Consider the following 23,710-nt stretch of genomic DNA (forward strand, 5'->3'; position numbering starts at 1 on the left):
GCGGGATGGCTGTGCTGAATGAGAGGTTTTCGGGCGCACCGCTCGGACGGCTCAATCCGCTGACGGTGTTCGCCGTCTGCCTGGTGTTTTTCGTCGGGGTGGCGTCGTCGTTCGATCCGCTGTTCCAGGTGTCAGTGATTGGCGTTGTCGTGTTGGTGCTTGTCGGTATTCAGCGGGTACCCGTCCTGCTTCTTTTGGCGTTGATGGTGCCGTTCATTCTGTTCGGCATGGGATTTGTCACGACCAATCTGCTGTTTCGCCAGGATAGTGATTTTGCCATGCATATCGTGGGCGGGGATAATGGCGGTGCGGCCCTCTCGGCAGGGCTGACCTTGAGCCTGCGGGCATTGGCGATCGGGACGATTTCGATCCTGTTTGCGCTCAGCGTCGATCCGGGGGCGTTCGTGCGGGCGCTGATCGCGTATCTGAAATTTCCTGTGCGGCTTGGTTATGCGCTGTTCGTGGCGATGCAACTGGTTCCCGATCTTTTGGCCGAGGCGGCTCAGATGCGTATGGCGCGGGCAATGCGGGCCGGTAGGCCCATACGGCGTATTTCTGGGCCATGCGAGATGGCGGCGCTGGCCGTGCCGTTGCTGGCCTTCGCGGTGCGGCGGGCCGGACGGTCGGCGATTGCCATGGAGGCGCGGGGGTTCGGGGGGACGCGGGCACGCACTATGGTGGGCGTGCCGGGGTTTTCTTGGGCCGACCCGGCGTTCCTGATCGCCGGATCGGGTGTTCTTGTGGCGTTGCGGCTCGTTCAGCCCTCGGCTTGAGGGGTTTCGGGAGCCGCATCGGTTGCAGGAGCAGAGGGCGTGACCCGCGGATCGCCCCGACGCTGCGGCGTCAGTTTTTCGAGCTGGGTCTGGTCAAGGCTTCCGACAAAGGTCTCGAAGGTCGGTTGGAGCGTTTCGAGGGCTTCGGCGCGGGCGGTGGTCATGGCAACCATGCCGGCGAAACGGGCGACCAGATCGGGCTGGGCGGCGTCGTCTTCGGCGACTGGAGCGATTTCGTCGCGGGCGGCCTGAACGTCGTCATAGGCGCCAAGGGCTGCGGCACGGAGATCTTCGAGCAGTGCCTTCTGGTCATCTGTCAAATCGAGCAGATGGGTGAGCCGGACGACGGCGATATCGATCGCTTCGGCGCCACGGTCAGACAGGAACATTTCTCCAAGACCGCCGCCCTGACGGAAATGGCCCATCGGGTTGTCGCCGCCAGGGCGGAAGCTGCGTGCACCATCACCGTGAATTTGATGAACGCCGGTGTCGCGGGCGCCGCCGAAGGGTTGAGCGATGGCCGGAGCAAGCGTTGCGGCTCCGATCGAGGCGGCAGCGATGGTTATGATCGCGGTCCGTTTCAGATTTTTCATGTGTCGTCTCCTTTGCATGGGCGGCACAGCTTTTGCGCCGGTGGGAGGAGACTAGGGGATGCAAACTCACGGCAGGCTGTCCGGCAGATGAAATGTTGGACAGGATGGTAAGGCAAAAAAAGGGCCGGGGATTACCCAGCCCTTCTCCATCTTTTTTCGCGCTTTGGATCAGTTTGCCCATTCGCCCTTGCGGAAGACGGGGACGCGTTCGCCGTCCTGAGTGATGCCGTCAATGTCCATTTCGCCCGATCCGATCATCCAGTCGATGTGGATAAGGCTCGAGTTGCCGCCCTTTTCGGCGACTTCATCTTCGCTCAGCTTGTCGCCATCGACAAAGCACTCGGTGTAGCACTGGCCCATGGCAATGTGGCAGGCGGCGTTTTCGTCAAACAGCGTGTTGTAGAACAGAACGCCGGACTGGCTGATCGGAGAGGAGTGGGGCACCAGGGCCACTTCGCCCAGGCGGCGGCCGCCCTCGTCGGTATCGAGAACCTTGTTCCAGACGTTTTCGCCCTTGGTGGCCCGCACCTCGACGGCAACGCCATCCTTGAAGACCATTTCGATGTCTTCGATCACCGAACCGTTGTGCGAGAGCGGCTTGGTGGAGCGCACCACACCATCGACACGGCGGGCGTGGGGGGTGGTGAAGACCTCTTCGGTCGGAATGTTGGGATTGCAGGTGATGCCGTTCTTGGCGAGCGAGGCGCCGCCGGCCCATTCGTGATCGTCAGCGAGGCCGACGACGAGATCGGTGCCGGGGGCCGTAAAGTGCAGATCGCGGAACTTCATTTTATTGAGCCAGTCGCGGCGGGCGTGGATTTCTGCATTGTGCTGTTTCCAGGCTTCGACGGGATCGGCCTGATCGACGCGGGAGGCAGCGAAAATGGCATCGGCCAGCTTTGCGACAGCCTCGTCCTCACCAAGATCGGGGAAGACGAGCTTGGCCCATTGCGGGTTTGGGTATGAAACAATGTTCCAGTTGATCTCAAAGCCCGTGATCTTCTTGATGGCGGGCTTGTAAGCCTTGGAATTGGCGCGGTTGGCGCGGGAGACCTTTTCGGGATCCTGTTCGGCCAGCATCATGGGGTTGTCGCCGGAAATGGCAAGGCGGGCCGTGTTGGAGCCAAAGGCCTTGGCCATGCCTTCATAGAGCCAGCCGGCGGCGTGGTCGAAAGCGTCGTCATTGGCGTGCCTGTAGCGGGCCAGGGTGGCTTCCTCGTCCGAATAGAGCGTGGTCACGAGACCGGCGCCGGCCTTGTAGGCGTGCTCGGTGATCTTGCGAACGAGCGGCAGGGCCGAAAGCGGGGCGGTGATGAGCAGATCCTGACCGGCTTCGAGCCCGAGGCCGGTGTGAACGGCGACCTGGGCGAGCTTGTCGAGCTTTTCCTCGTTGACGGGAGCGTTTGAACGCGAGTCGGACATGATGGGTCTTCTTTGTTTTGGAAATGACTCAGGTTGAACGCCAAAACTAGCGGTTTGACAGCGGTGGCGAAAGGGTGTTCTGGGCTGGCCATGGACAAGCGTATTGCAATCATCGGGGGTGGACCCGCCGGACTGATGGCGGCCGAGGTGGTTTCGGGCGCCGGATATTTCGTGACCGTTTACGAGGGGATGCCGACCGTCGGGCGCAAACTGTTGATGGCGGGCAAGTCCGGGCTGAATCTAACCCATGCCGAGGCGATGGGGGATTTCTTTTCCCGGTTCGGGGCGGCGCGGGCGTTTTTGGAGCCTATCCTTGCAGCATTTGACAACGCGGCGGTGCGCGAATGGGCGGCCGGGCTGGGCAGCGAGACGTTTGTGGGGTCGTCGGGGCGGGTGTTTCCCAGGGCGATGAAGGCTTCGCCGCTGCTGCGGGCGTGGCTCGAGCGGCTGGCAGAGCAGGGCGTTGCCATTCGGACGCGACATCGCTGGGCGGGGTTCGAGGGCGACACGCTGGTGTTTGAAACGCCTGAGGGCGAGGTGCGCGAGCCATTCGATGCCGTGGTGCTGGCGCTGGGCGGGGCGAGCTGGCCCCGGCTGGGGTCCGACGCAGCGTGGGTGCCCTGGCTGAAGGCGCGGGGCGTGGCGGTAGATCCCTTCCGTCCGGCCAATTGCGGGTTCGATGTCGACTGGAGCGAACACTTCGTCGAACGGTTCGCAGGCGCGCCGGTCAAGGCCGTGGCGGCGGGGCCGACCCGTGGGGAGTTCGTTATCTCCCGGACCGGTGTCGAGGGGTCGCTGGTCTATGGGCAATCGGCGGCGCTGCGCGATGGGCTGGAGGTGGGGCCGACGGCGTTGGTGCTCGATCTGGTGCCGGACCGGACCGCCGAGCGGCTCGAGCGCGATCTGGCGCGGCAGCCGGCCAAGGCGAGCTTTTCGAGCCGATTGCGCAAGGGGGCAGGGCTCGATGGGGTCAAGGCCGGGTTGGTGAGAGAGCTGACCGGCGAAGCGGTGCGCGGGGACAATGGTGCGCTGGCCGGGGCGATCAAGGCCCTGGCGGTGCCACTGGTGCGGCCGCGTCCGATCGCCGAGGCAATTTCGGTTGCCGGTGGTGTGGATTTGAACGCTGTCGATGAGGGGCTGATGCTGAAAAAGCTGCCGGGGGTGTTCGTGGCCGGGGAAATGCTCGACTGGGAAGCGCCGACCGGGGGATATCTGCTGACTGCGTGCCTGGCGACGGGCCGGGCGGCAGGGCAGGGCGTGCTCGATCATCTCAAAGCATAGGACGTGCAAAACCATCCGACGGCCATAAGCCTCGGTTTATATAAGCGGTGCCCGAAGGGGCGGTGAACGGCGAAGCAAGCTTCATTCGTAGTGTAGTTTGTGTGCGAAGCCAGCTTCGTCGTTCACACCCGGGGTTTTTGGCTTATAGCGGCTCTCGGGCTGGGGTTTGTCGGGACGCCATCCTTGCAGATGGTTTCCACGGTGCCCCTCTCCCTTTCGGGAGTATGACGTGGATTTTACTCCTCGTCCGGCCATCCGTCCGCTTTGGGCCTCCGCTGGGGCGACCCCCATCGGACCCGGATCGACCTGTCGGATGGGATCGAAGTGCCCGGAGGCCGATGTGGTCCTAAGGCTCGGACCCATGCTCCCCCTTCTCCAATCCCGCCCTCACCGGAAGCTCGTTTGCAACCTCGCCCTGGTGCGGTCGTGAAGGGAGATTGCCATGAGGGGCTGGGGGCGGGGATAAGATTTTTGGAGGCGAGACCGGGATGGCGTGTCACAATTGTGATCGGCCCGGGCTTGTGCCCTGCGTGATGGGTGGGAACAATCCGGTCTATCTGATTGCAGGAGGGAAACAGATGCAGTTGGGAGCATTTTCCATAAGTCTGGCGGTCAAGGACATAACCGCCTCGCGCGCGTTTTACGAAAAGCTCGGGTTTGAGGTCTTTCACGGCGATGCCGAGCAGGGTTGGCTCATCATGAAGTCGCCAACTGCGGTGATCGGGCTGTTTCAGGGCATGTTCGAGAACAATATCCTGACATTCAATCCCGGATGGGACAGCGATGCGCAGCCGATCGGCGACTTTACCGACATACGGGACATCCAAAAGAAGCTGAAGGGCGCCGGTCTGCGCTTCGAGCAGGAGGTGGACGAGGCCGGCAGCGGGCCGGGCAGTTGCACATTGATGGATCCGGACGGCAACGCCATCCTGCTCGATCAGCACGTATAAACGATATTGGCATGGAACGGTTGAACTGGCGGGCAGGGCGCCTAAGTGCCGTGTTTTGGTATTGCGTGATGGAGGCAGCCATGGCCCGTAAGCCCCAGCCGATCAATGGAAAGAACGCCGAGGAGGCCGAAGCGCGGCTGCGCGATCTCAAGCGGCGGTTCGGCCGCGTTTCCGGCCGCTACGGGCAGCGTGGCGGTCCCACTTCGGATAGCAGCGGGTCTCGGGGTGGATTTTCGCTCACCCCGGCCGAATGGGCGATAGCGGCAGGGCTGGTTGTGTTTCTGGCAATAGCGGGTGCCATGGCCTTTGGGTAAGCGATACAGGTCGGGGCCGGGTCCCCGAAAATCCTGCCTTGCGGCGACGGCTGCCCAGGCGCGAAAGTTGCCTGTGTTTTGACAATAATCATGACGTCGGGAAAAAATCGCATGCTAATTTAGGCAATGCCAAGGGGGCGAGGGGCGAAACAATGATAGATGACGAAAAGGTCAGCATCGCTTTCGTTGACGATCATCCGATCTTGCTTGAAGGCATGAAGGCGCTTTTTCAGAACAAGGGGCAATTCAACGTCGTTGCGTCGGGTTCGTCAGCAAACGATGCCCGAAATATTGTAGAGATGCATCACCCTCAAATCCTTTTCATGGATCTGAGCATGCCCGGCGACGTCTTTTCGGCCATGACGGAAATCGTCCGAAAATCGGACTTCACAAAGATCGTTGTCTTCACAGCGTTTTCAAGCGTCGACTCGGCCATGCGGGCGCTCGAGGCCGGCGCGACCGGCTTTGTCCTGAAGGGCGCTACATTCGGCGAATTGTTCGAGGCCGTGAGTTCGGTGCTGCGGGGCGAGATGTATATCACCAAGCTTTATGCCAGCCAGGTTCTCAGCGGCCTGCGCAACCGGACGCGGCAGGAAAGCGTGGATCGCGGGGTCGATCTGAGCGTGCGCGAGCGCCAGATCGTGGCCTATCTGCTCCAGGCGCGCACCAATCGGGAGATCGCCCGCAGTCTTTCCATCAGCGAAAAGACGGTCAAACGATACATGACCAATCTCATGCAGAAGCTCCACGCGCGCAACCGGGTCGAGGTGGCCATGCAGGCGCAAAAGCTCGCCCAGTTCAAGCCGGGACAGCAGGCGTATGCGCTGAGCTAGATCGTTGTTTTGTCGCGCTTCCGAACCGGAAAAGTGGTTTCCACTTATCCTGGAAGCGCTCTAGGGATTGATCGGCAGCAGCACGTTGACGCTGGTGCCGCCGCCCTTGAGCTGGTCGATGAAGAATTCGCCCCTGAGGGCATTGACCCGATTTCGGATGCCGGCGAGCCCCAGCTGCTCACGCCCACCCACCGCATTTTCCTCGACGCGCATTCCTGGTCCTGAATCGGAGACCGTGAGATGGAGATGACCGTCTGAAACGGTGGCGCTCACCTCGGTGCGCGCATTGCGGGCGTGCTTATGGGCGTTGTTGAGCGCCTCCTGCACGACGCGGTAGGCGCAGGTCCTGAGCGGCAGAGGCGAGGTCTGGGGGAGACCGGAAAATTGCACGACTACCTTTGTCCCGGTGAGACCTTCGTGGCGAAGGACTGCGAGTTGCAGGGCATCGCGCAGATCGATCTCTGCGATTTCGGGAAGCACCAGCCCGGCCGAGATGGTGCGCAGGTCCGTTAGAACATTTTGTGCGATCAGGGCGTTCTCCCTGTCTGCCTCGAGCGTGCTTTCGTCCCCCTCCTCTTCGGCGGAGAGGCGCAGGGTCAGCAGGCTGAGCATCTGGATCGGGCCGTCATGGAGATCGGCACCTATGCGGCCGAGAAGCTGCTCGTTGGCCTCGCTGGCGTCGAGACGGGCCTTGTCGGCGATGGCCCGCAGGCCCTCGTTCTGCGCGGCCATAAGGTCGGCCTCTGCTATGCGCTGGTCCAACTGCTGGCGCTGGCTGGCGATTATCGCGCTGCTGCGCATGACGAGCAGGTACAAAATCCCGATCATGGCTGCGGTGGTGGCGCCGACGACGGCCCAGGTGAAGAGCCGGGTTCGCTCCAGATCCTCGGCAAGCCACGCTGCGTGTTCATAATATTCGCCGATCGCGACGATCTCTCCGCTCTGCGCGCTGTGCAGGGGGGCATAGATTTCAATCAGCGGCAGCCCGGTTTCACGCTCGCCCGCCCCTTCGTGATTGTCGAGCGCGTCGAAGGAGGCGACAACTTCTCCGCTGGCGGCCCGGTCGACGTCGGCGGTGTCGAACCGGCGACCGATCAGGTCCTTGTCGGTGCTGTAGATGATGGTTCCGTCGGTGCGCCAGACCTTGACCGAGATCAGGCGTTCGCGGAGCGGGGTATCGGCCAGCAGAGTGTCGAGTTGCGCCATCTGCCCGGGCGCCATCGTGCCGTCCGGCGCCATGTCCTGGACGGCGGGTTCAAGGAAGGTCTCGACAAACACCGAGCTCGATCTTGCGGCGCTGTTGAGGGTGCTTGCGGAAATGCCGGTGGTGATCCAGCTGCCGAGTATGGCCATGCTGACACATAGCGCCCCGCTCCCAACGATCAGAAACCGTGCAGAAAGGCTCAATCGGGCAAACCATCGGGGCAGGGCGTTCAGGTGAGACCAAGGTCCCATAGAAATTGTCCCTTTGGTCGCATCGTTTGTGGGGCCTGACGTCACATCACTTCGCTCGACTATCGTAGCTTACGCCGCTTGCAATCCGACGCGACACTAACAGCCTCGAATTATCGTGTCACCTGCGCCATGCCGGCCCGGGGGCACCCAGCGAATGGCTGTTCGGCCGACAACGGAGAGCGACTATGGTTACCTACATCAAGAGCGATCTGGAGTTCATTCTCAAGCAGATCAAGATATCCGAAGCGCACGCCCTGTATCTGGAATCGGACGGGGTGGACGGGGCACCGCTGTTCGGCGAGAGCCTGAACGCCAATCCGGCCTCCATCCCGGCGTACAATATCGCGTGGGGCCTGCGCACTGTCGATGGCACCTACAACCATCTGCTTCCGGGTCAGGAAACCTGGGGCTCGGCCGACCAGGAATTTCCCGAGTTGCTGGAGCCGCAGTATCGCACCGTTACGGCCATGGTCGATTTCGATGGCGACGGGCCAATGCCCGCCGTTCCCTTCGAGATGACCTATACGCCGGGGGTCGATGCCGACGGGCCGGGGCCGAATGCCACGCCGGGCGATGTCATCGATCCCTCGGTTCGCATCATCTCCAATCTGATCGTCGACCAGACGCTCGGCAACCCTGCCGCCATTCTGACGGCACTGGAGGCCGCTGGCGTTGACGATCCCGGGCTTGTCATCACCGGCCAGATTTCGACGGCATATGCGCCGTTGCGACCGTTGTTCATCGATGTTGCGGAGGCAGCGCGGGTCGAGGCTTCAGCTGCCGCCGCGGCGGCAGCCAGTCCCGGCAACCTTCTGCTGCAGCAGGCTGCCGACGATGCGGCCCTGGAACTGGCCAATGCACAAGCGGCGCTTGACGCGGCAGCCAGCGTTCCAGGCGGGCTCAACGAATTGCTCGATGCCAATGGCATTACGCTTGATGGTGCAAACCTCCATATCCCCAACGTCGCGCCCGACGAGGGACTGTCGGCGCCGTTCAACTCGTGGTTCACGCTGTTTGGCCAGTTCTTCGATCACGGGCTCGATCTGGTCAACAAGGGCGGCAGTGGCACAGTCATGATTCCGCTTCAGCCCGATGATCCGCTTTATGTCGAGGGCAGCGACACGAACTTCATGGTGCTGACCCGGGCAACGCGTGACGCCGGCCCAGACGGCATCATGGTCGATGATCCTTTGACCGCGGTCGATGAATCCGCGGACAATATCGGTCCCATCAACACCACAACTCCGTTTGTCGACCAGAACCAGACCTATACCTCCCACCCCTCCCATCAGGTGTTCCTGCGCGAGTACGAAGCGGGTCCCAATGGCCCGGTCGCGACCGGCAGGTTGATCGAGGGAGCCAATGGGGGAATGGCGACCTGGGGCGAGGTCAAGGCGCAGGCGGCCAATCTTCTCGGCATCGAGTTGACCGATCTGGACGTGGGCAGCGTGCCGCTGTTGCGGACCGATCCTTATGGCAATTTTATTCCTGGCCTCAACGGTCTGCCGCAACTGGTGGTTGGGCTCGGACCGGACGGCATACCCAATACCAATGATGATGAAGTCATGGAAGGCGTAATAGGCACGCCGGTGGATCCCACCGCGGTCGGTGCCGTTCGTACCAACCACGCCTTTCTTGCCGATATCGCCCATACCGCAGTGCCTGACGGGCTTGAGGATGGGGATACCGAAATTGGCGGCAATATTGCCGAAGACGGGGTTTACGATGACGAACTGCTCGACGCGCACTTCATTGCCGGTGACGGCCGCGCCAATGAGAATGTGGGCCTGACCGCCGTTCACCACGTCTTTCACGCCGAGCACAACCGGCTGGTCGAACACACCAAGGAGATGGTGATCGCAACTGGCGATCTCGACTTCATCAACGAGTGGCTGACCGAGCCGGTCGGCGCGGTTCCGGCCTCGCCGGACGGGCTCGAATGGAACGGTGAGCGCGTGTTCCAGGCGGCCAAATTCGGCACCGAAATGCAGTACCAGCACCTCGTGTTCGAGGAGTTTGCCCGCAAGGTCCAGCCGACGATCAATGCGTTCCTGGTGCCCGACGGGTTCGATATCACCCTCGATCCCTCGATCGTGGCCGAGTTTGCGCATGTGGTCTATCGGTTCGGCCATTCGATGCTGACGGAATCGATCGATCAATACAGCGCCGAATTCGTGCCCAACCATATCAGCCTGATTCAGGGGTTCCTCAATCCGACTGCATTCACCGGACCGGGATCGACGATACCTGATGAGGTTGCGGCGGGCGCGATCATTCGCGGCATGACCCGGCAGGTCGGCAACGAGATCGACGAATTTGTGACCGGCGCACTGCGCAACAACCTTCTGGGTCTTCCGCTCGATCTGGCGACGATCAACCTCGCCCGGGGCCGTGATACCGGCGTCCCCTCACTCAATGAGGCCCGGCGCAGCTTTTACGAAGCGACCAACCAGGACGTGCGTCTCAAGCCGTATGAAAGCTGGGTCGATTATGCGGGGCACCTCAAGCATGAAGCCTCGATCATCAACTTCATTGCGGCATATGGCACCCACGACCTGATAACGGGCGAAGCGACTGTCGAAGGCAAGCGCGCGGCGTCCATGGCGATCATCTTTGGCACCGAACAGGGGGTCGACGATGACGGCGATGGCATTGTCGATCGCATGATCGCACCACCGGCGGACGCATTGGACTTCCTGAACGGCCTTGGCGTGTATGCCGATGATCTCGGCGGCCTCGAAAATGTCGATCTCTGGATTGGCGGTCTGGCTGAGGAGATCATGCCGTTCGGCGGTATGCTCGGCGCCACGTTCAACTTCGTGTTCGAAGTGCAGATGGAAAACCTGCAGAGCGGCGATCGGTTCTATTACCTGCAGCGCCTCGACGGCCTGCATCTGTTCGGCGAGATGGAGAATAACTCCTTTGCCGGCATGATCATGCGCAACACGGACGCCGCCCACCTGCCTTCTGATGTCTTTTCAACTCCGGGCTTTATCCTGGAGGTCGATCAGACCCGGCAGTTCAATCTCGACACCGGCGTGTACCTGCCCGGTGACGACGGCGTGCTGGGCGACGATCCGGCAACTGTCGGCGTCGACGAGAGTCTCGACGATGTTGTCGATACCAGCGCGGATCCGGCGGGTGGCGGTATCCTGACGCCCCTGGTCGTTCGCGACGATCCTTCAACGCCGGGCGTTGATACCAACTATCTGCGCTACACGGGCGGTGATCACGTGGTTCTCGGCGGCACCGATCCTGGCAACGCGTCAAACCCGAGTGGAGACGATATCATCATTGGCGGTATCGGCGACGACACGCTCTATGGGGACGGTGGGGACGACGTGCTTGAAGGCGGGTTTGGCAACGACATCATAAATGGCGGCGACGGCGACGACATCATCACCGACAGCGGTGGTGACGACAACATCAAGGGCGGTGCCGGCAACGACGTTATCCACGCCGGACCGGGACTTGATCTGGTGCTTGCCGGGGCCGGTCACGACTTTGTCTTCCTGGGCACCGACGAGGGCTCGGAGGTGTTTGCCGGTGAAGGCAACGACTTTGTCTACGGCAACAAGAATGCCGAACGTATCCTCGGCAATGAGGGCAACGACTGGATCGAAACCGGTACCTTCGACGGTGCCCCTGGCGACAATTTCGACGAGATTTTCGCCCATGACGGCATCGACGGACACGATGTGTTCCTCGGCGACGGCGGTTTCGATGAATTCATCGGTGAAGGCGGTGACGATATCTTCGTGGGAAGCCCCGGTCGCGGCAAGATGGCCGGCATGTCCGGTTGGGACTGGGCGACATACAAGGACAGCGCCTTTGCTGTCGACGCCGATCTCTCGCTGCCGATCGTATTTGACGAAGCGCCCACGATCCCAAGCAATGCGGCGCTCGATGAATATCAGTCGGTCGAGGGGCTTTCGGGCTCGGTGCATGACGACGTATTGACGGGCACCAATATCCTCGCTGAAGACAGGCTGCCATTCGATCCCGTTACCAACCCATTGGGAGGCGCGGAAGGCTACCTTGGCAGTGCTATCGACGCTGAGTCCCTTGAGCTGATTTCGGGACTTGAGGACGTACTGGGGGCAGGGGTCACAGAGTTCAGCGCTGGTGACATCATTCTCGGTGGCGACGGTAGTGATATTATGACCGGCCAGATGGGCGACGATATCATCGACGGCGACAAATGGCTCGACGTGCAGATCGGCGTGTTTGCGCCCGGTGATACCGATCACACGGGAGAACCGCTGGAGTTGCACAACTCCATGACGACACTCGCCCAACGGATGTTCTCGGGCGAACTCAACCCTGGTCAGCTCTCCATTGTCCGGACCATCAGGCAAGCCGATGGGACAAATGACCTTGACGTGGCCGTCTTTGGCGACGTGATGGAGAACTACGACATCACCTTCAATCCTGACGGATCCATAACGGTTGAGCATGACGACGTCTCCGACGATCTAGAGTCCGACGGCACCGATACGCTCAGAAATGTCGAGATCCTGCGCTTTGCCGATCAGGACTTTTCACTCAGCGTGGCGGCGACGGGTGCTCCGGTGATCAGCGACACGACGCCGACGCAGACCCAGAATCTCACGTCGGACACGTCTGGAATAGCCGATCTCAATGGGTTGGGTGCTTTCTCGTTCCAATGGCAGTCATCGTTCGACGGGACGACATGGAGCGACATTGGAGGTGCCACCACCGACTCCTTTACGCCCACGGCCGGTGAGATCAACATGCAGTTGCGTTTGGTCGTAACCTTCACCGATGGTCTTGGAACGCTTGAGACGGTTATTTCCGAGCCGACAAGCGTGGTTGGGGCGACCTTCAATGGTAATGGCGCCGCCAATATTTTCAGCGGCACGGCCGGTGAGGATCACGTAACCGGTGCCGGTGGTGCGGATACGCTTTCAGGTGAAGGGGGAAATGACAGCATTAATGGTGGCGCGGGAGAGGACGTCATCTCTGGCGGTCTCGGCGACGACACCCTCAATGGCGGGGGTAGTGGGGACGTCATGGATGGTGGCGATGGCAATGATGCCATGATCGGTGGCGGCGGCAACGACGTCATGGAAGGTGGCGACGGCAATGACACCATGAATGGCAGTGGCGGCGGAGACCAGATGTCTGGTGGCGCCGGCGAAGACGTCATGACAGGAGGAGTCGGTCCAGACACCATCGACGGCGGCGCCGGCAACGATACCCTGAGTGGCGGCGTCAGCAATGATACGCTGATCGGCGGCGAAGGTGACGATACGATCGATGGCGGCGATGGTACTGATGCTGCCGTATTTTCAGGATCACTCGCTGACTACGACATCGCCTTGAACGGAACTGGCGGTATCGTTGTAACTGACAACGTCGGGGCTGATGGTGTCGACACGCTGGTCGATGTTGAACGCCTGACTTTTGACGGGCAACTCTTCACTGTCGTCAATGGCACTAACAACGCGGACGATCCAATCTCGAGCGGAGCTGGAGCACAGGTTCTGCTCGGCTTTGACGGCGACGACACCATCGATGGTGGCGGCGGCAATGACGCCATACACGGCGGTGCCGGGGATGACACCATCATCTGGTCGGCCGGCAGCGGCAGCGACGTTGTCAATGGCGGGACAGAAGGGGCCGGAGGCGATGTTTTCCAGATCAACGGGGGCGGCGCGACTGAGACGTTCAACATTTACACCCGGAATGCCGCCATCGCCAATATCGGCTACACCGGAAATGCCGAGATCGTCATTACCAGGGCGGTCGGAGCCGGGGCGGCGGTTATCATCGCCCAGTTGACCCAAATCGAGGAACTGGTGGTCAATACGCTGACGGTCTCTTCGCCAGGTGGCTCCGGCGGCGGTGTGGATGGCGGCGATACGATCGCGGTGTTCGGTGATTTTACCGAAACCAGCCTGAACATGAATACCATCACCATCGATGGCACCGCGGGCAACGACACGATCGACATTTCGTCCCTCGGATCGGCGCACCGGATCGTCTTCAAGTCCAATGGCGGGCAGGACACCATCATCGGGGCTCTGCGTGACCAGGATGTCATCGAATTCCCGGAAGGAGCAGTGCTCGAAGACTACGTGACGACGCAGGACGAAAACGGGGTCGTCACCATGAGCAACGGCACGCATTCGGTCAGCTATACTCCGGCTCCGGGCCAGTCGCCCCAAATCGGCGGTGTTGCGGACGAAACGGTCGATGACCCTGTCGAGGACGTGCCCGCAGAGGTTCCCGCAACTGTCCAAATCGGCGCGGACGGCAACGACGTCCTGACCGGCACGGCAGCTGCCGACCATCTGATCGGCTTCAGCGGCGACGACGTGATCGTCGGACTTGCCGGGGCCGACGTGCTGCTTGGCGGCGATGGTGCCGACTTCGTTGCGGCCTGGGCCGGAGAAGACATGGCCTTTGGCGGAGCCGGTAACGACACGATTCTGGGCGGCGACGATGCGGACCTCTTGTACGGCGACGACGGCGACGACCGTCTCTTTGGCGATGCCGGGGACGATATGGTCAACGGCGGGGCCGGCAATGACACCGTTGTTGCCGGAGCGGGCGATGACCGCATCGTGGCCGAGGCAGGGGACGGCGACGACTCCTATTTCGGCGACGAGATCAATGGCGGCTCCGGAATTGACACGCTCGACATGTCCTCGATCCTGGCGAACGTCTCGGTCAATCTGGGGACCGGTCTTGGTGGCTATGGCAGCGCCATGAGTACGCAGACCGGCTCGGACACGCTTTGGGGCATTGAGAACGTCGTCACTGGAGCTGGCAACGACACCATCGCCGCCAGCACCGCCGTCAACGTCATCGATGGTGGTACCGGTCAAGACACCTTCGTCTTCGGCTCTGCCGCTGCAGCACAGGGCGATATGATCGTCGGTTTCGAAGCGGGCGATAAACTCGATGTCAGTGCGATCGACGCCGATGCCGGAACGGCCGGGAATCAGTCCTTCACACTGGTCAACGGCGGACAGAGCGCTGGTGTCGGTCAACTGCTGGTGAGCCACGAAACCCGTGCCGATGGCGATTACACAGTGGTTGAAGGCAATTTGGGTAACGGAAACGAGGCGGACTTCAAGATCAGCCTCAAGGGAACCCATGACCTCGTGAGCACCGATTTCTCGCTCTAGATCCATTGCGGCAGCCCCCAAAGGGCTGCCGCATCTTTCTGTTTTCCCCTTTGGGTCTAAGGATTTCGGAAAATGCGTACATCCAATGTCAGGGCACTAGCAGAGCGTCGCGTGGACGATGCACTGAAACAAGAATTTCGCGGCATCACCGCCTACCTCTTCACCGTCTCGGGTCTCATCAACATACTGGCGCTCACCGGCGCCTTCTACATGCTCCAGATCTATGATCGGGCGCTTACCAGCGGCAGCGTGCCGACCTTGCTGGCGCTTTCAGCGCTGGCGGTCGGCCTTTACCTTTTCCAGGGGCTGTTCGACATCGTGCGCTCGCAGGTGCTTGTGAGGGTGGGGGCGAGGCTCGATCGAAAATTCGCGCCGCTCGCCCATCAGGTTGCCATCGACATGCCGCGATTTGGCTTCTCCACATCGGAGTCGCTCGAGCGCGGCCGCGATGTCGACAACCTGCGCGCTTTTCTCGGCAGCCAGGGGCCCATGGCGCTGTTCGACATGCCGTGGATGCCGATTTATGTCCTCTTTGTATACCTGCTCCATCCGCTGCTGGGTGCCCTGACATTGGGCGGCGCGGTGATCCTGGTGTTTCTTGCCATCCTGGGCGAACTGCTGTCGCGCCGGCTGGCCAATGACACCCAGCAGGCAATGATCAAGCGCAATGCGATTGCCGATTCCAACGCGCGCAATGCCGAGATTCTCAAGGCCATGGGCTTTGCGTCGCGGGCCATCGACAATTTCCGGACCGCCAATGGCGAACACCTCAAGCTTCAGACCAAAGCCAATGATGTGGTTGGAACGCTTGGCGCGATCTCGCGTGTGCTGCGCATGCTGCTGCAATCGGCCATCCTCGGGCTGGGCGCCTATCTGACCATTCAGGGCGATCTTTCGGCCGGCGCCATCATCGCCTCGTCGGTTGCCGCGACAAGAGCACTGGCGCCGGTCGATCTCGCCATCGGCAACTGGAAGAACGTCGTGTCGGCGCGCAATGCCTTCAAGCGGCTGCGCGACACCATGATCGCCATCGGAGAGGCAAAGCCGCCGATGACATTGCCGCCCCCCGCCTCCTCGCTGCGCGTCGAGATGCTGACCGTTGCCGCGCCTGGGTCGGGCCGGATTCTTCTGACCGACGTGGCCTTTGAACTCAAGGCAGGGCAGGCTCTCGGCATTATCGGGCCGAGCGCCGGCGGCAAGACAACGCTCGTGCGGGCGCTTGCCGGCATCTGGCCGCCCCTGCGCGGAGCGGTACGGCTCGATGACGCCGATCTGAGCCAATGGCCGGATGAAAAGCTGGGCGGCTATGTCGGTTATCTTCCCCAGGAAGTGGCGCTTCTCAATGCCACGATCGAGCAGAATATCTCGAGGTTCAACCCTCAGCCCGACAGCGCCGGGATTGTCCGGGCGGCCAAGGCGGCGGGTGTTCATGAGATGATCGTGCGTCTCGATAACGGGTACGACACCCTGCTCGGTCCCAATGGAGACGCTCTCTCTGCCGGCCAGCGCCAGCGCATCGGCCTTGCCCGGGCGCTTTACGGCGATCCGTTCCTGGTCATCATGGACGAGCCGAACTCGAACCTGGACGGCGAAGGCGAGGCGGCGTTGACGGAAGCGATCAAGGGTATCCGCGCACGCGGTGGCATCGCCATCGTCGTCGCCCACCGGCCGAGTGCGCTGGCGGCGGTCGATCTGGTGGCGGTTATCCAGAACGGGCGCATGACCACTTTCGGTCCCAAGGAGGAAATCCTCGCACCGCATCGCGTGACGTCGATGACCGAGCGTCCGTCAAGGGAGGTGACGGCATGATTGAGGTCAAAGGCACACGGCAGGTTGAAGGCGAAGGGCCGAACCCGGGCGATCGCTATGGGTTCGCCGATGCACAGCGGCTGAACCGCATACCGATGCTGTTCGGGTTGCTGATCACCGGTATTGTCGCCTATCTCAAGCTTGCGCTGACACCGGCCCAGGCGGCACAGCCACCCGATACGCCAACTCCTGAGCCCGAGCAGGACCTGGTCATCCAGGCCGCGGCGTCGAGCGCGCCGGAAAAACTGGACGACTATCGCAAAAAGGCAGGTATTGCGGACCCGGCGCACCACCTTGCGCCGCCTCTGCCCATGGAGCCGGGTCAACAGATCAATAACGTCGTCGGTTTTCCCGGGCCGCGCTTTGCGTTGGCTGACTCATCGGTGATCGATTTTTCTGGTCCTCGGCCGGCCACAGTGAAGGGCGGCGACGGGCAGAATGGTGGGCCGCCGGCCCCGGTGGCGGTCCGTCAGGTCGCTAGAGAAGAGTCGCCGCCCGATGAGACGGGCCCGGCACGGCCGCCCACACAGGACCGAGGCAACAGGGCGCCTGAAACCGGCGCGCCCGTGCGGCTCAACAACATCGTGGCCGGCGCCGCCGTGCTGATCGGGCTCGACGAACTGCTGGCCAATGTCGTCGATGCCGATGGTGACGTGCTCAAGGTCGCCAATGTGCGCGCGTCCACAGGGTCTATCGGCAGAACCGAGGATGGGTGGGTCTATTCGAGCCATGCGCAAACGCCCGCTTCGGACGTTGTCATCACGTTTCAGGTCAGCGATGGGGTCGCTGCAGTAACGCACAGCGCCTTTTTCCGGCTGGAGCGGGGCGGGGATATGGTGGGCACGGACGCGCTCGACCACCTTGTCGGGGTGAACCTTGCCGACACTATCGATGCGCGGGGCGGTAACGATCTGATCGATGCGCGCGGCGGAGACGACGTGGTTTTCGGCGGGGCCGGGGACGATCTGATCGTTGCCGGTGCCGGCCACGATCTCGTCTATGGCGGGCTCGGCAATGACAGGATTTTTGGCGGATCGGGCAATGATATCCTGAGCGGTGGCGAGGGGGACGATCAGCTGTTCGGCGAAGACGGCGATGACACGCTTCTCGGCGAAGATGGTGCCGATCGATTGTTTGGTGGTGCAGGCGACGATTTTCTCTCCGGCGGTGCCGGGGACGACATGCTCAGTGACGGCGGGGGCGCCGACAAGCTGTTTGGCGATGCGGGCGACGATACCCTTGTGGCGTCCGCCGACGCTGCCGCCGATGTGTTTGACGGCGGCGCGGGGACCGACACGCTCGATCTTTCTGCCGCAAAGCTGGCTGTCGCTGTCGATCTGGACGGGCAGAGCGCCGTGGGCGAAGAGATCGGCGAGGATACTGTCACCAACATCGAAACGGTTATCGGCGGCTCGGGTGACGATACCATTGCCGGCGGTGGCGGGGACGAGACATTGCATGGGGGCGCCGGGGACGATGTGATCGACGGGTGCGGCGGCGATGATGAGATCCATGACGGCTCCGGCACCGACACGGTGACGGGTGGTGAGGGCGACGACCGGGTTGTGGTCGCGCTCGATGGCGACGACGATTCGTTTGACGGCGGGGACGGGGCGGACACGCTCGACCTCTCCGACACCAAGGTGGGCGTCTCCGTCGATCTTGCGACCGGGCAGGTATCGAGTGCCGAGATCGGAGATGATACCGCGACCGGGTTTGAAGAGGTGGTGGGCGGCGCGGGCGACGACATGTTCCATGTCGGGGACGAGGCGGTCGTGCTGACCGGCGGCGGGGGTGCTGACACCTTCTCGTTCGGTCTTCCTCTTACTGACGCGACAGACCGGCCGCAGGTCATTCACGACATCCTCGATTTCCTGGTCGGCGATCGCATTCTGGTGGCCGAATACGAGTTCTCCAAGACCGGCCGCGACGGCGAGGAAAACCGGTTCGACTATTATTTCCAGGGCGAGGATGCCGAGGACGACCAGAGCGGTCTGCGGCTGAGGATTCGCTATGAACTGGAGGGCGATGAGGAGCGGACGCTGCTGGAATTCGACTACGACGGCAATCAGAACTACGACGTTGTGGTCGCCATCCACGGCCAGCATCAGCCTTACCTTTACGAACACGCGATCATCTAATTTGAAGGGCTCGGGGAGCACCGATCATGACAAGTATTGACGCTGGACCATTGAGCGCAGGGCGACGCCGCCGGGGGCGGGCCGAAGAGTCCACCTACAGTCTGGGGCTTCGGATCGCCGTCAGCGCGTTTTTCGGGTTCCTGCTGGTGGGGGTCGTCGGCGGCTGGGCCGCCACGGCCACGCTGACCGGGGCGGTGATCGCGCCCGGCACGGTTGCGGTCGGCCAGCACGTCAAGGAGGTGCAGCATCGCGATGGCGGCATCGTCGGCGAGATTGCAGTGCAGGAGGGCGATTTCGTCGAAGCCGGCGAAGTGCTGTTGCGGCTGAGCGATGTGGAGACGCGCGCCGAGCGGTCCATCGTGCTCAGCCAGCTCTATGAGCTGCAGGGGCGGGCGGCCCGGCTGCTGTCGGAGCGGGACGGGCTGACCGAAATCGATTTTTCCACGGTGCTTGCCGCCGAAGGCCCGGCGCGTTCGGCCATCATCGGCGGGGAAACCACACTGTTTGTCGGCAATCTCCTGGCGCGGGCGCGCCAGAAAGAGCAGCTCGAGCTCCAGCTTGGCCAATTGAGCCAGGAGATCGTGGGGCTCGAGTCGCAATTGGGAGCGCTCAACGAGGAGATCGAACTGGTCAGCACCGAGCATGCCAGGCTCGAAGAACTGGCCACCGCCGGGCTGATCGAGGGCGCGCGGGTCTATGCCATCAACCGCGAAATCGCGCGGCTGACCGGCGAACGCGGCGAGGCACTGGCCAATATGGCGCGGGCCGAGGGCCGCATGAGCGAAGTGCGGCTGCAGATCATCGCCACAGATGAAACCGCCCGCAACGAGGCGCAGCGCGAGCTGCGGGTCGTTCAGGCGCAGATCACCGAGCTGTCCGAGCGCCTGCTTTCGGCCGAGGACCGGCTGGACCGGGTCGATATCCGCTCGCCCATCGCCGGCATCGTCAACGAGATGAACGTCACCACCGTTGGCGGGGTGATCACCCCGGCGCAGACGCTCGTTACGATCGTGCCCGACGATGCCGATCTGAAGATCGAAATGCGGCTGAGCATTGTCGATGTCGATCAGGTCTCGGTCGGCCAGCCGGTCAAGCTGCGCTTTTCGGCCTTCAACCAGCGCACCACCCCCGAGCTGGAGGGCGAGATCGTCCATGTTTCGGCTGCCGCGCAGCGCGACAGCGCCACGGGCGAGTTGTTCTATCTGGGCGAAGTCGAGATCACCGACGATATCGGCAAGCTGGGGAACGTGACGCTGATCCCCGGAATGCCCGTCGAGGTGTTCGCCCAGACCGCCGAAATGACCGCGTTGAGCTATCTGGTCAAACCGTTTCTCGACCAGGCGGCCCGCGCCTTCCGCGAGGAGTAGGCGCGCGAAAGTGACCGATGGCCATAAGCCCCGGTTTATATAAGCGGTGCCCGAAGGGGCGGTGAACGGCGAAGCAAGCTTCATCCGTAGTGTAGTTTATGTGCGAAGCCAGCTTCGCCGTTCACACCCGGGGTTTTTGGCTTATAGCGGCTCTCGGGCTGGGGTTTGTCGGGACGCCATCCTTGCAGATGGTTTCCACGGTGCCCCTCTCCCTTTCGGGAGTACGACGTGGATTTTACTCCTCGTCCGGCCATCCGTCCGCTTTGGGCCTCCGCTGGGGCGACCCCCATCGGACCCGGACCGACCTGTCGGATGGGACCGGAGTGCCCGGAGGCCGATGTGGTCCTAAGGCTCGGACCCATGCTCCCCCTTCTCCAATCCCGCCCTCACCGGAAGCTCGTTTGCAACCTCGCCCTGGTGCGGTCGTGAGGGGAGATTGCCATGAGGGACTGGGGGCGGGGATAAGATTTTTGGGAGGGCTTTCGCCGACGTCGTTCCTGCCGCGACTCGGGTGCGTGGCGGTCGGGGAGAGAGGTGGGGTCGTTTTCGGCGTTCGGGCCTGAACGTCTGAGGTGCTGCGCAGCAGCGGTGCGGATCCCCGGGTCAAGCCCGAGGATGACGGTGGTGGGGTGGGGAGGTTGGAGATCCCATTGAGCTTTCAGTTTTGGGCCGGCGTCGTTATGACGACATCTTGTCGTCTTTGGCGGTATTGGGTCTCTGGAACATCATGCGGCGCAAAGGTGACTGCAGCGCCATCAGCCCGGTTATGGCCCGTTTTGGCCGTGATCTTTCCCCACTCACCGCGTCATCCTCGGGCTTGACCCGGGGATCCGCTGCCTTTCGAGGTCCACCGAAGATGGTTCGATCTTGACGCTTGCCACGGCCTCGTTCTCATAATCGGAAATGGGCGGGTTCGTTTACATCATGGCGCATCGGCGGCGCGGGGCGACCTATATCGGGGTAACGAACAACCTCGTGCGCCGCATTTACGAGCATCGCAACAGCAAGGGTGGTGGGCATACGCGGAGTTACGGCATTCACCGGCTGGTGTGGTTCGAGGAGCACGCGGACATTCGCGACGCCATCCACATGGAAAAGCGGCTCAAGAAGTGGGAGCAGGCGTGGAAATTCGAACTGATCGAGAACGCCAATCCGCACTGGGATGATTTGTGGGAGGAGGTGGCGGGGTCGTTTTAGGCGGCCGGGCTCAAACGTCTGAGGTGCTGCGTAGAAGCGGTGCGGATCCCCGGGTCAAGCCCGAGGATGACGGGAGCTAAGTTTAGTCTCCATTCCATCGCCGGGCGTTTCGAGCCATTTCTTTGGCCGCTGCGTTATAATCGCCAGTGTCGAATTTTTCTGCGACCGCCAAAACAATGCTTCCGTCAGGTGCCAGCTTAACCGGCGGCAAGGGCTTTCTCTGAATGCCATGCCGAATCCGATAACGTTCTTGCAGGGTCTTAAGGCGGTAATTCGCCATTGAAAGGGAAACGCCAAACCTGTTTGCCAGTGTTCTGGCGCTGGTCAACATGTCTACGTCTGCAAGTTTCTCGGGCACCAGTATCGCTGCGGCAATCTTGTCCGCTTCGCGCTCATTCTTTTTCACCTCGCTGCCAAACTGCTGCCCATGATCCACGCGTCTGTGTCTCGTGAATTTATGACCGGCGAGAAGATGCGCAATTTCATGAGCGACGGTAAAGCGATGCTGTGGCATCTGTTTGCGCGCGCAAGTATGGCTTAAGTGCATGGTGCGAGTATCTGGTGCGTAGTACGCCTCTGACATTCCAAACTGACCGTCAGGGAAAAATTGAACATCAAGTATCATGTCTTGACGTTTCATTTTATCGAGAACTTCAAGCATATTGGGAATGAAGTCGTGCTCGATGGCGACGTCGATACGAAACTGTTCTGCCAACGATTCGATTTGGTCGTCAGTAAGCATCTTGATCTCCTAGATCATAACTACTCGCCCATAATCTATCTACGCAAAGGATGCCCGACGAAGGATCGCCGGGCAACTATAGGAGTCCGCTCACTCGTTGCCTTTGATGGTGTGGGAAAGTCATAAAAATCAAAGGGTTGAGATTCCAGTGTTTCGCAAAGTTGCCATTACGTCCGCTGATTGATTGCCTTTTTGTCCAGTCAGAATTGCCTCTCGCGCGGGACGTCATGCGGCACGGCAAAAAAAAGAGCCCATGGGAGGGCTCTGAAAATTGCTCGGTTGAAGATGACTTAGTTTCGGGCGAAGAAATACGCCCGTGGCGGGAATCCAGGTGAGGGCTCGACACCGCGCTCCTTGAGGAGGCGTTGCATCCGGCGAGGCGCTATGTTGGCCTCGGATGCAAGATCGCGCAGACTAACATACTTCGACCGAAAGCTTTGGTATGATGCGCGATCGACAACCCGCTGCATACACCGTCGGGTGGGATGCCTGATCTCGCGCGTCTCCAAGTGATTTTCGACCAGCTCTTTTAGAGCAGAATGCGGGAATCCGAGGTCAAGGGGCAGCGAGCTCATCAAGATGCCGTCCAGTTTCCTCCCTTGAACGAAAGGTCTTATTTCTTTGGGGTCGACCAGAACAGCGGCATAGCCTTCGACTGATGCCAGACGAGATACTCTATGCAGCTTTGCGTCCAGGATTAGTCCCAACACCTCCATTTGGCTGCACTGAAGCGTCAAACGACACTTAGCAATGGAAACCATGCCAGAAGGCGCAATTTCGCATGGTGTCGCCAGCGAATGCAACCAATCAACAAAGCCATCAAGCTCCACTCGATCGTAAGCGAGAAGCCCACCCCGTCTGGTGACGGCCGACATCCGGCGGTATTGGCACCCGAGAATTTGTGATGGGTGTTATGTTCTATGTCTACGACTATGCCTGGAGATGGAAGTTTTCATATGATCGAGGCGGTGCCTGATCGTATGGAGGGCGCGCCTGTCGCTCGGCGGCGCCGGTGGTCGGATGCGTTCAAGGCCGAGATGGTGGCGCGCTGTCTTGAGCCTGGGGCCAACGTGTCGGCGCTGGCGCGCGAGATCGGGATTTCTCCTTCGCAGTTGTTCGGTTGGCGCACCGAGGCATTCAAGCGCGGCGAGGTCGCAAAACGCGATGACGATGCAGGAGTGGTAGCCGCCGCAAGGTCTGAGCGCGGTATGATCGAGATCGTGGTCAGTGACACGGTGGTCCGGGTTGGCTCCGATGTCGGAGACGCCCATCTGCGGCGGGTAATCCGCGCTGTGCGGTCGGCATGATCCCTACGGGTGTAAAGGTTTATCTGGCCAGCCAGCCCGTGGACTTTCGCAAGGGGCCAGACGGTCTTGTTGGTCTGGTGCGCGATGCTGGAGCGGACCCCTTCAATGGCGCGCTCTATGTCTTTCGCGCCAAGCGGGCCGACCGGATCAAGATCGTGTGGTGGGATGGCACCGGACTTTGCCTTTACGCCAAGCGGTTGGAGAAGGCGGCGTTCTGCTGGCCGCGGATTGGTAATACTCGGGTGCAGATGAGCTACGCACAGCTGCTGGCACTGATCGAGGGGATGGACTGGAAGCGGGTGCGAACAGTGCCGGTGAACCGGCCGCAATCTGCTGGGTAAACGTCTGCGGCAGACTGACTCAGGGAGC

16 protein-coding genes are annotated in these 23,710 nt (G+C 61.4%); 12 read left to right on the forward strand and 4 right to left on the reverse strand.

Translation table 11 applies throughout. The features are described from left to right. Positions 1 to 5 precede the first annotated feature (5 nt). A complete protein-coding gene (locus V6617_RS08990) occupies positions 6 to 773 on the forward strand; it encodes an energy-coupling factor transporter transmembrane component T (RefSeq protein ID WP_338610574.1) in 768 nt (255 codons plus the stop codon). On the opposite strand, the gene V6617_RS08995 is transcribed toward V6617_RS08990, so the two are convergent. Next, on the reverse strand, positions 758 to 1,366 hold the full coding sequence (locus tag V6617_RS08995; protein WP_338610575.1) for a Spy/CpxP family protein refolding chaperone: 609 nt from the start codon (positions 1,364 to 1,366) through the stop codon (positions 758 to 760). The two genes, V6617_RS08990 and V6617_RS08995, sit on opposite strands and share 16 nt — an antisense overlap. 168 nt (positions 1,367 to 1,534) lie before the next feature. Continuing rightward, entirely contained in the window at positions 1,535 to 2,788 is a 1,254-nt protein-coding gene (locus V6617_RS09000) for an aminopeptidase (protein WP_338610577.1), read from the reverse strand. Positions 2,789 to 2,878: 90 nt separating this feature from the next. On the opposite strand from V6617_RS09000, the gene V6617_RS09005 reads away from it, so the two are divergent. The 4 genes from V6617_RS09005 (at position 2,879) to V6617_RS09020 (ending at position 6,166) form a co-directional block, all read left to right on the forward strand. Continuing rightward, positions 2,879 to 4,069 carry a TIGR03862 family flavoprotein gene (locus V6617_RS09005; protein WP_338610578.1) on the forward strand — a complete coding sequence of 397 codons (1,191 nt, stop codon included), beginning with the start codon at positions 2,879 to 2,881 and terminating at the stop codon, positions 4,067 to 4,069. 578 nt (positions 4,070 to 4,647) lie between these two features. Further along, positions 4,648 to 5,019 (forward strand): VOC family protein, encoded by a 372-nt coding sequence (locus V6617_RS09010; protein ID WP_338610579.1) that lies wholly within the window; start codon positions 4,648 to 4,650, stop codon positions 5,017 to 5,019. 80 nt (positions 5,020 to 5,099) lie between these two features. Further along, positions 5,100 to 5,333, forward strand: a complete 234-nt coding sequence (locus V6617_RS09015) for a hypothetical protein (protein WP_338610581.1) — start codon at positions 5,100 to 5,102, stop codon at positions 5,331 to 5,333. Positions 5,334 to 5,485: 152 nt separating this feature from the next. Next, positions 5,486 to 6,166 (forward strand): response regulator transcription factor, encoded by a 681-nt coding sequence (locus V6617_RS09020; RefSeq protein ID WP_338610583.1) that lies wholly within the window; start codon positions 5,486 to 5,488, stop codon positions 6,164 to 6,166. Between the two features lie 60 nt (positions 6,167 to 6,226). On the opposite strand, the gene V6617_RS09025 is transcribed toward V6617_RS09020, so the two are convergent. Next, the gene (locus V6617_RS09025; RefSeq protein WP_338610584.1) at positions 6,227 to 7,621 is read right to left on the reverse strand and encodes a sensor histidine kinase; all 1,395 of its coding nucleotides are present in this window, start codon (positions 7,619 to 7,621) and stop codon (positions 6,227 to 6,229) included. Between the two features lie 185 nt (positions 7,622 to 7,806). Between V6617_RS09025 and V6617_RS09030 the strand changes: the two genes are divergently transcribed. From V6617_RS09030 to V6617_RS09050, 5 genes are all read left to right on the forward strand, one after another. After that, positions 7,807 to 14,778 (forward strand): peroxidase family protein, encoded by a 6,972-nt coding sequence (locus V6617_RS09030; RefSeq protein WP_338610585.1) that lies wholly within the window; start codon positions 7,807 to 7,809, stop codon positions 14,776 to 14,778. Between the two features lie 72 nt (positions 14,779 to 14,850). After that, a complete protein-coding gene (locus V6617_RS09035) occupies positions 14,851 to 16,587 on the forward strand; it encodes a type I secretion system permease/ATPase (protein WP_338610587.1) in 1,737 nt (578 codons plus the stop codon). Then, positions 16,584 to 18,728, forward strand: coding sequence for a calcium-binding protein (locus tag V6617_RS09040; protein WP_338610588.1), 2,145 nt, complete (start codon positions 16,584 to 16,586; stop codon positions 18,726 to 18,728). The genes V6617_RS09035 and V6617_RS09040 overlap by 4 nt, the downstream gene beginning before the upstream one ends. Before the next feature lie 26 nt (positions 18,729 to 18,754). Beyond that, positions 18,755 to 20,095, forward strand: a complete 1,341-nt coding sequence (locus V6617_RS09045; RefSeq protein WP_338610590.1) for an HlyD family type I secretion periplasmic adaptor subunit — start codon at positions 18,755 to 18,757, stop codon at positions 20,093 to 20,095. A gap of 903 nt (positions 20,096 to 20,998) precedes the next feature. Continuing rightward, a complete protein-coding gene (locus tag V6617_RS09050; protein WP_338610592.1) occupies positions 20,999 to 21,292 on the forward strand; it encodes a GIY-YIG nuclease family protein in 294 nt (97 codons plus the stop codon). An 82-nt stretch (positions 21,293 to 21,374) separates the two neighbouring features. Here the strand turns inward: V6617_RS09050 and V6617_RS09055 are convergent, their stop codons facing one another. After that, entirely contained in the window at positions 21,375 to 22,034 is a 660-nt protein-coding gene (locus V6617_RS09055; RefSeq protein WP_338610593.1) for an ImmA/IrrE family metallo-endopeptidase, read from the reverse strand. Positions 22,035 to 22,990: 956 nt separating this feature from the next. Here V6617_RS09055 and V6617_RS09060 point away from each other — a divergent pair. Further along, the gene (locus tag V6617_RS09060; protein WP_332717534.1) at positions 22,991 to 23,341 is read left to right on the forward strand and encodes a transposase; all 351 of its coding nucleotides are present in this window, start codon (positions 22,991 to 22,993) and stop codon (positions 23,339 to 23,341) included. Continuing rightward, positions 23,338 to 23,682 carry an IS66 family insertion sequence element accessory protein TnpB gene (gene tnpB / locus V6617_RS09065; protein WP_332717533.1) on the forward strand — a complete coding sequence of 115 codons (345 nt, stop codon included), beginning with the start codon at positions 23,338 to 23,340 and terminating at the stop codon, positions 23,680 to 23,682. Before V6617_RS09060 ends, tnpB begins: the two co-directional genes overlap by 4 nt. Positions 23,683 to 23,710 lie beyond the last annotated feature (28 nt).

The organism is Pelagibacterium nitratireducens (genome assembly GCF_037044555.1).
GTDB classification, from domain to species: domain Bacteria; phylum Pseudomonadota; class Alphaproteobacteria; order Rhizobiales; family Devosiaceae; genus Pelagibacterium; species Pelagibacterium nitratireducens.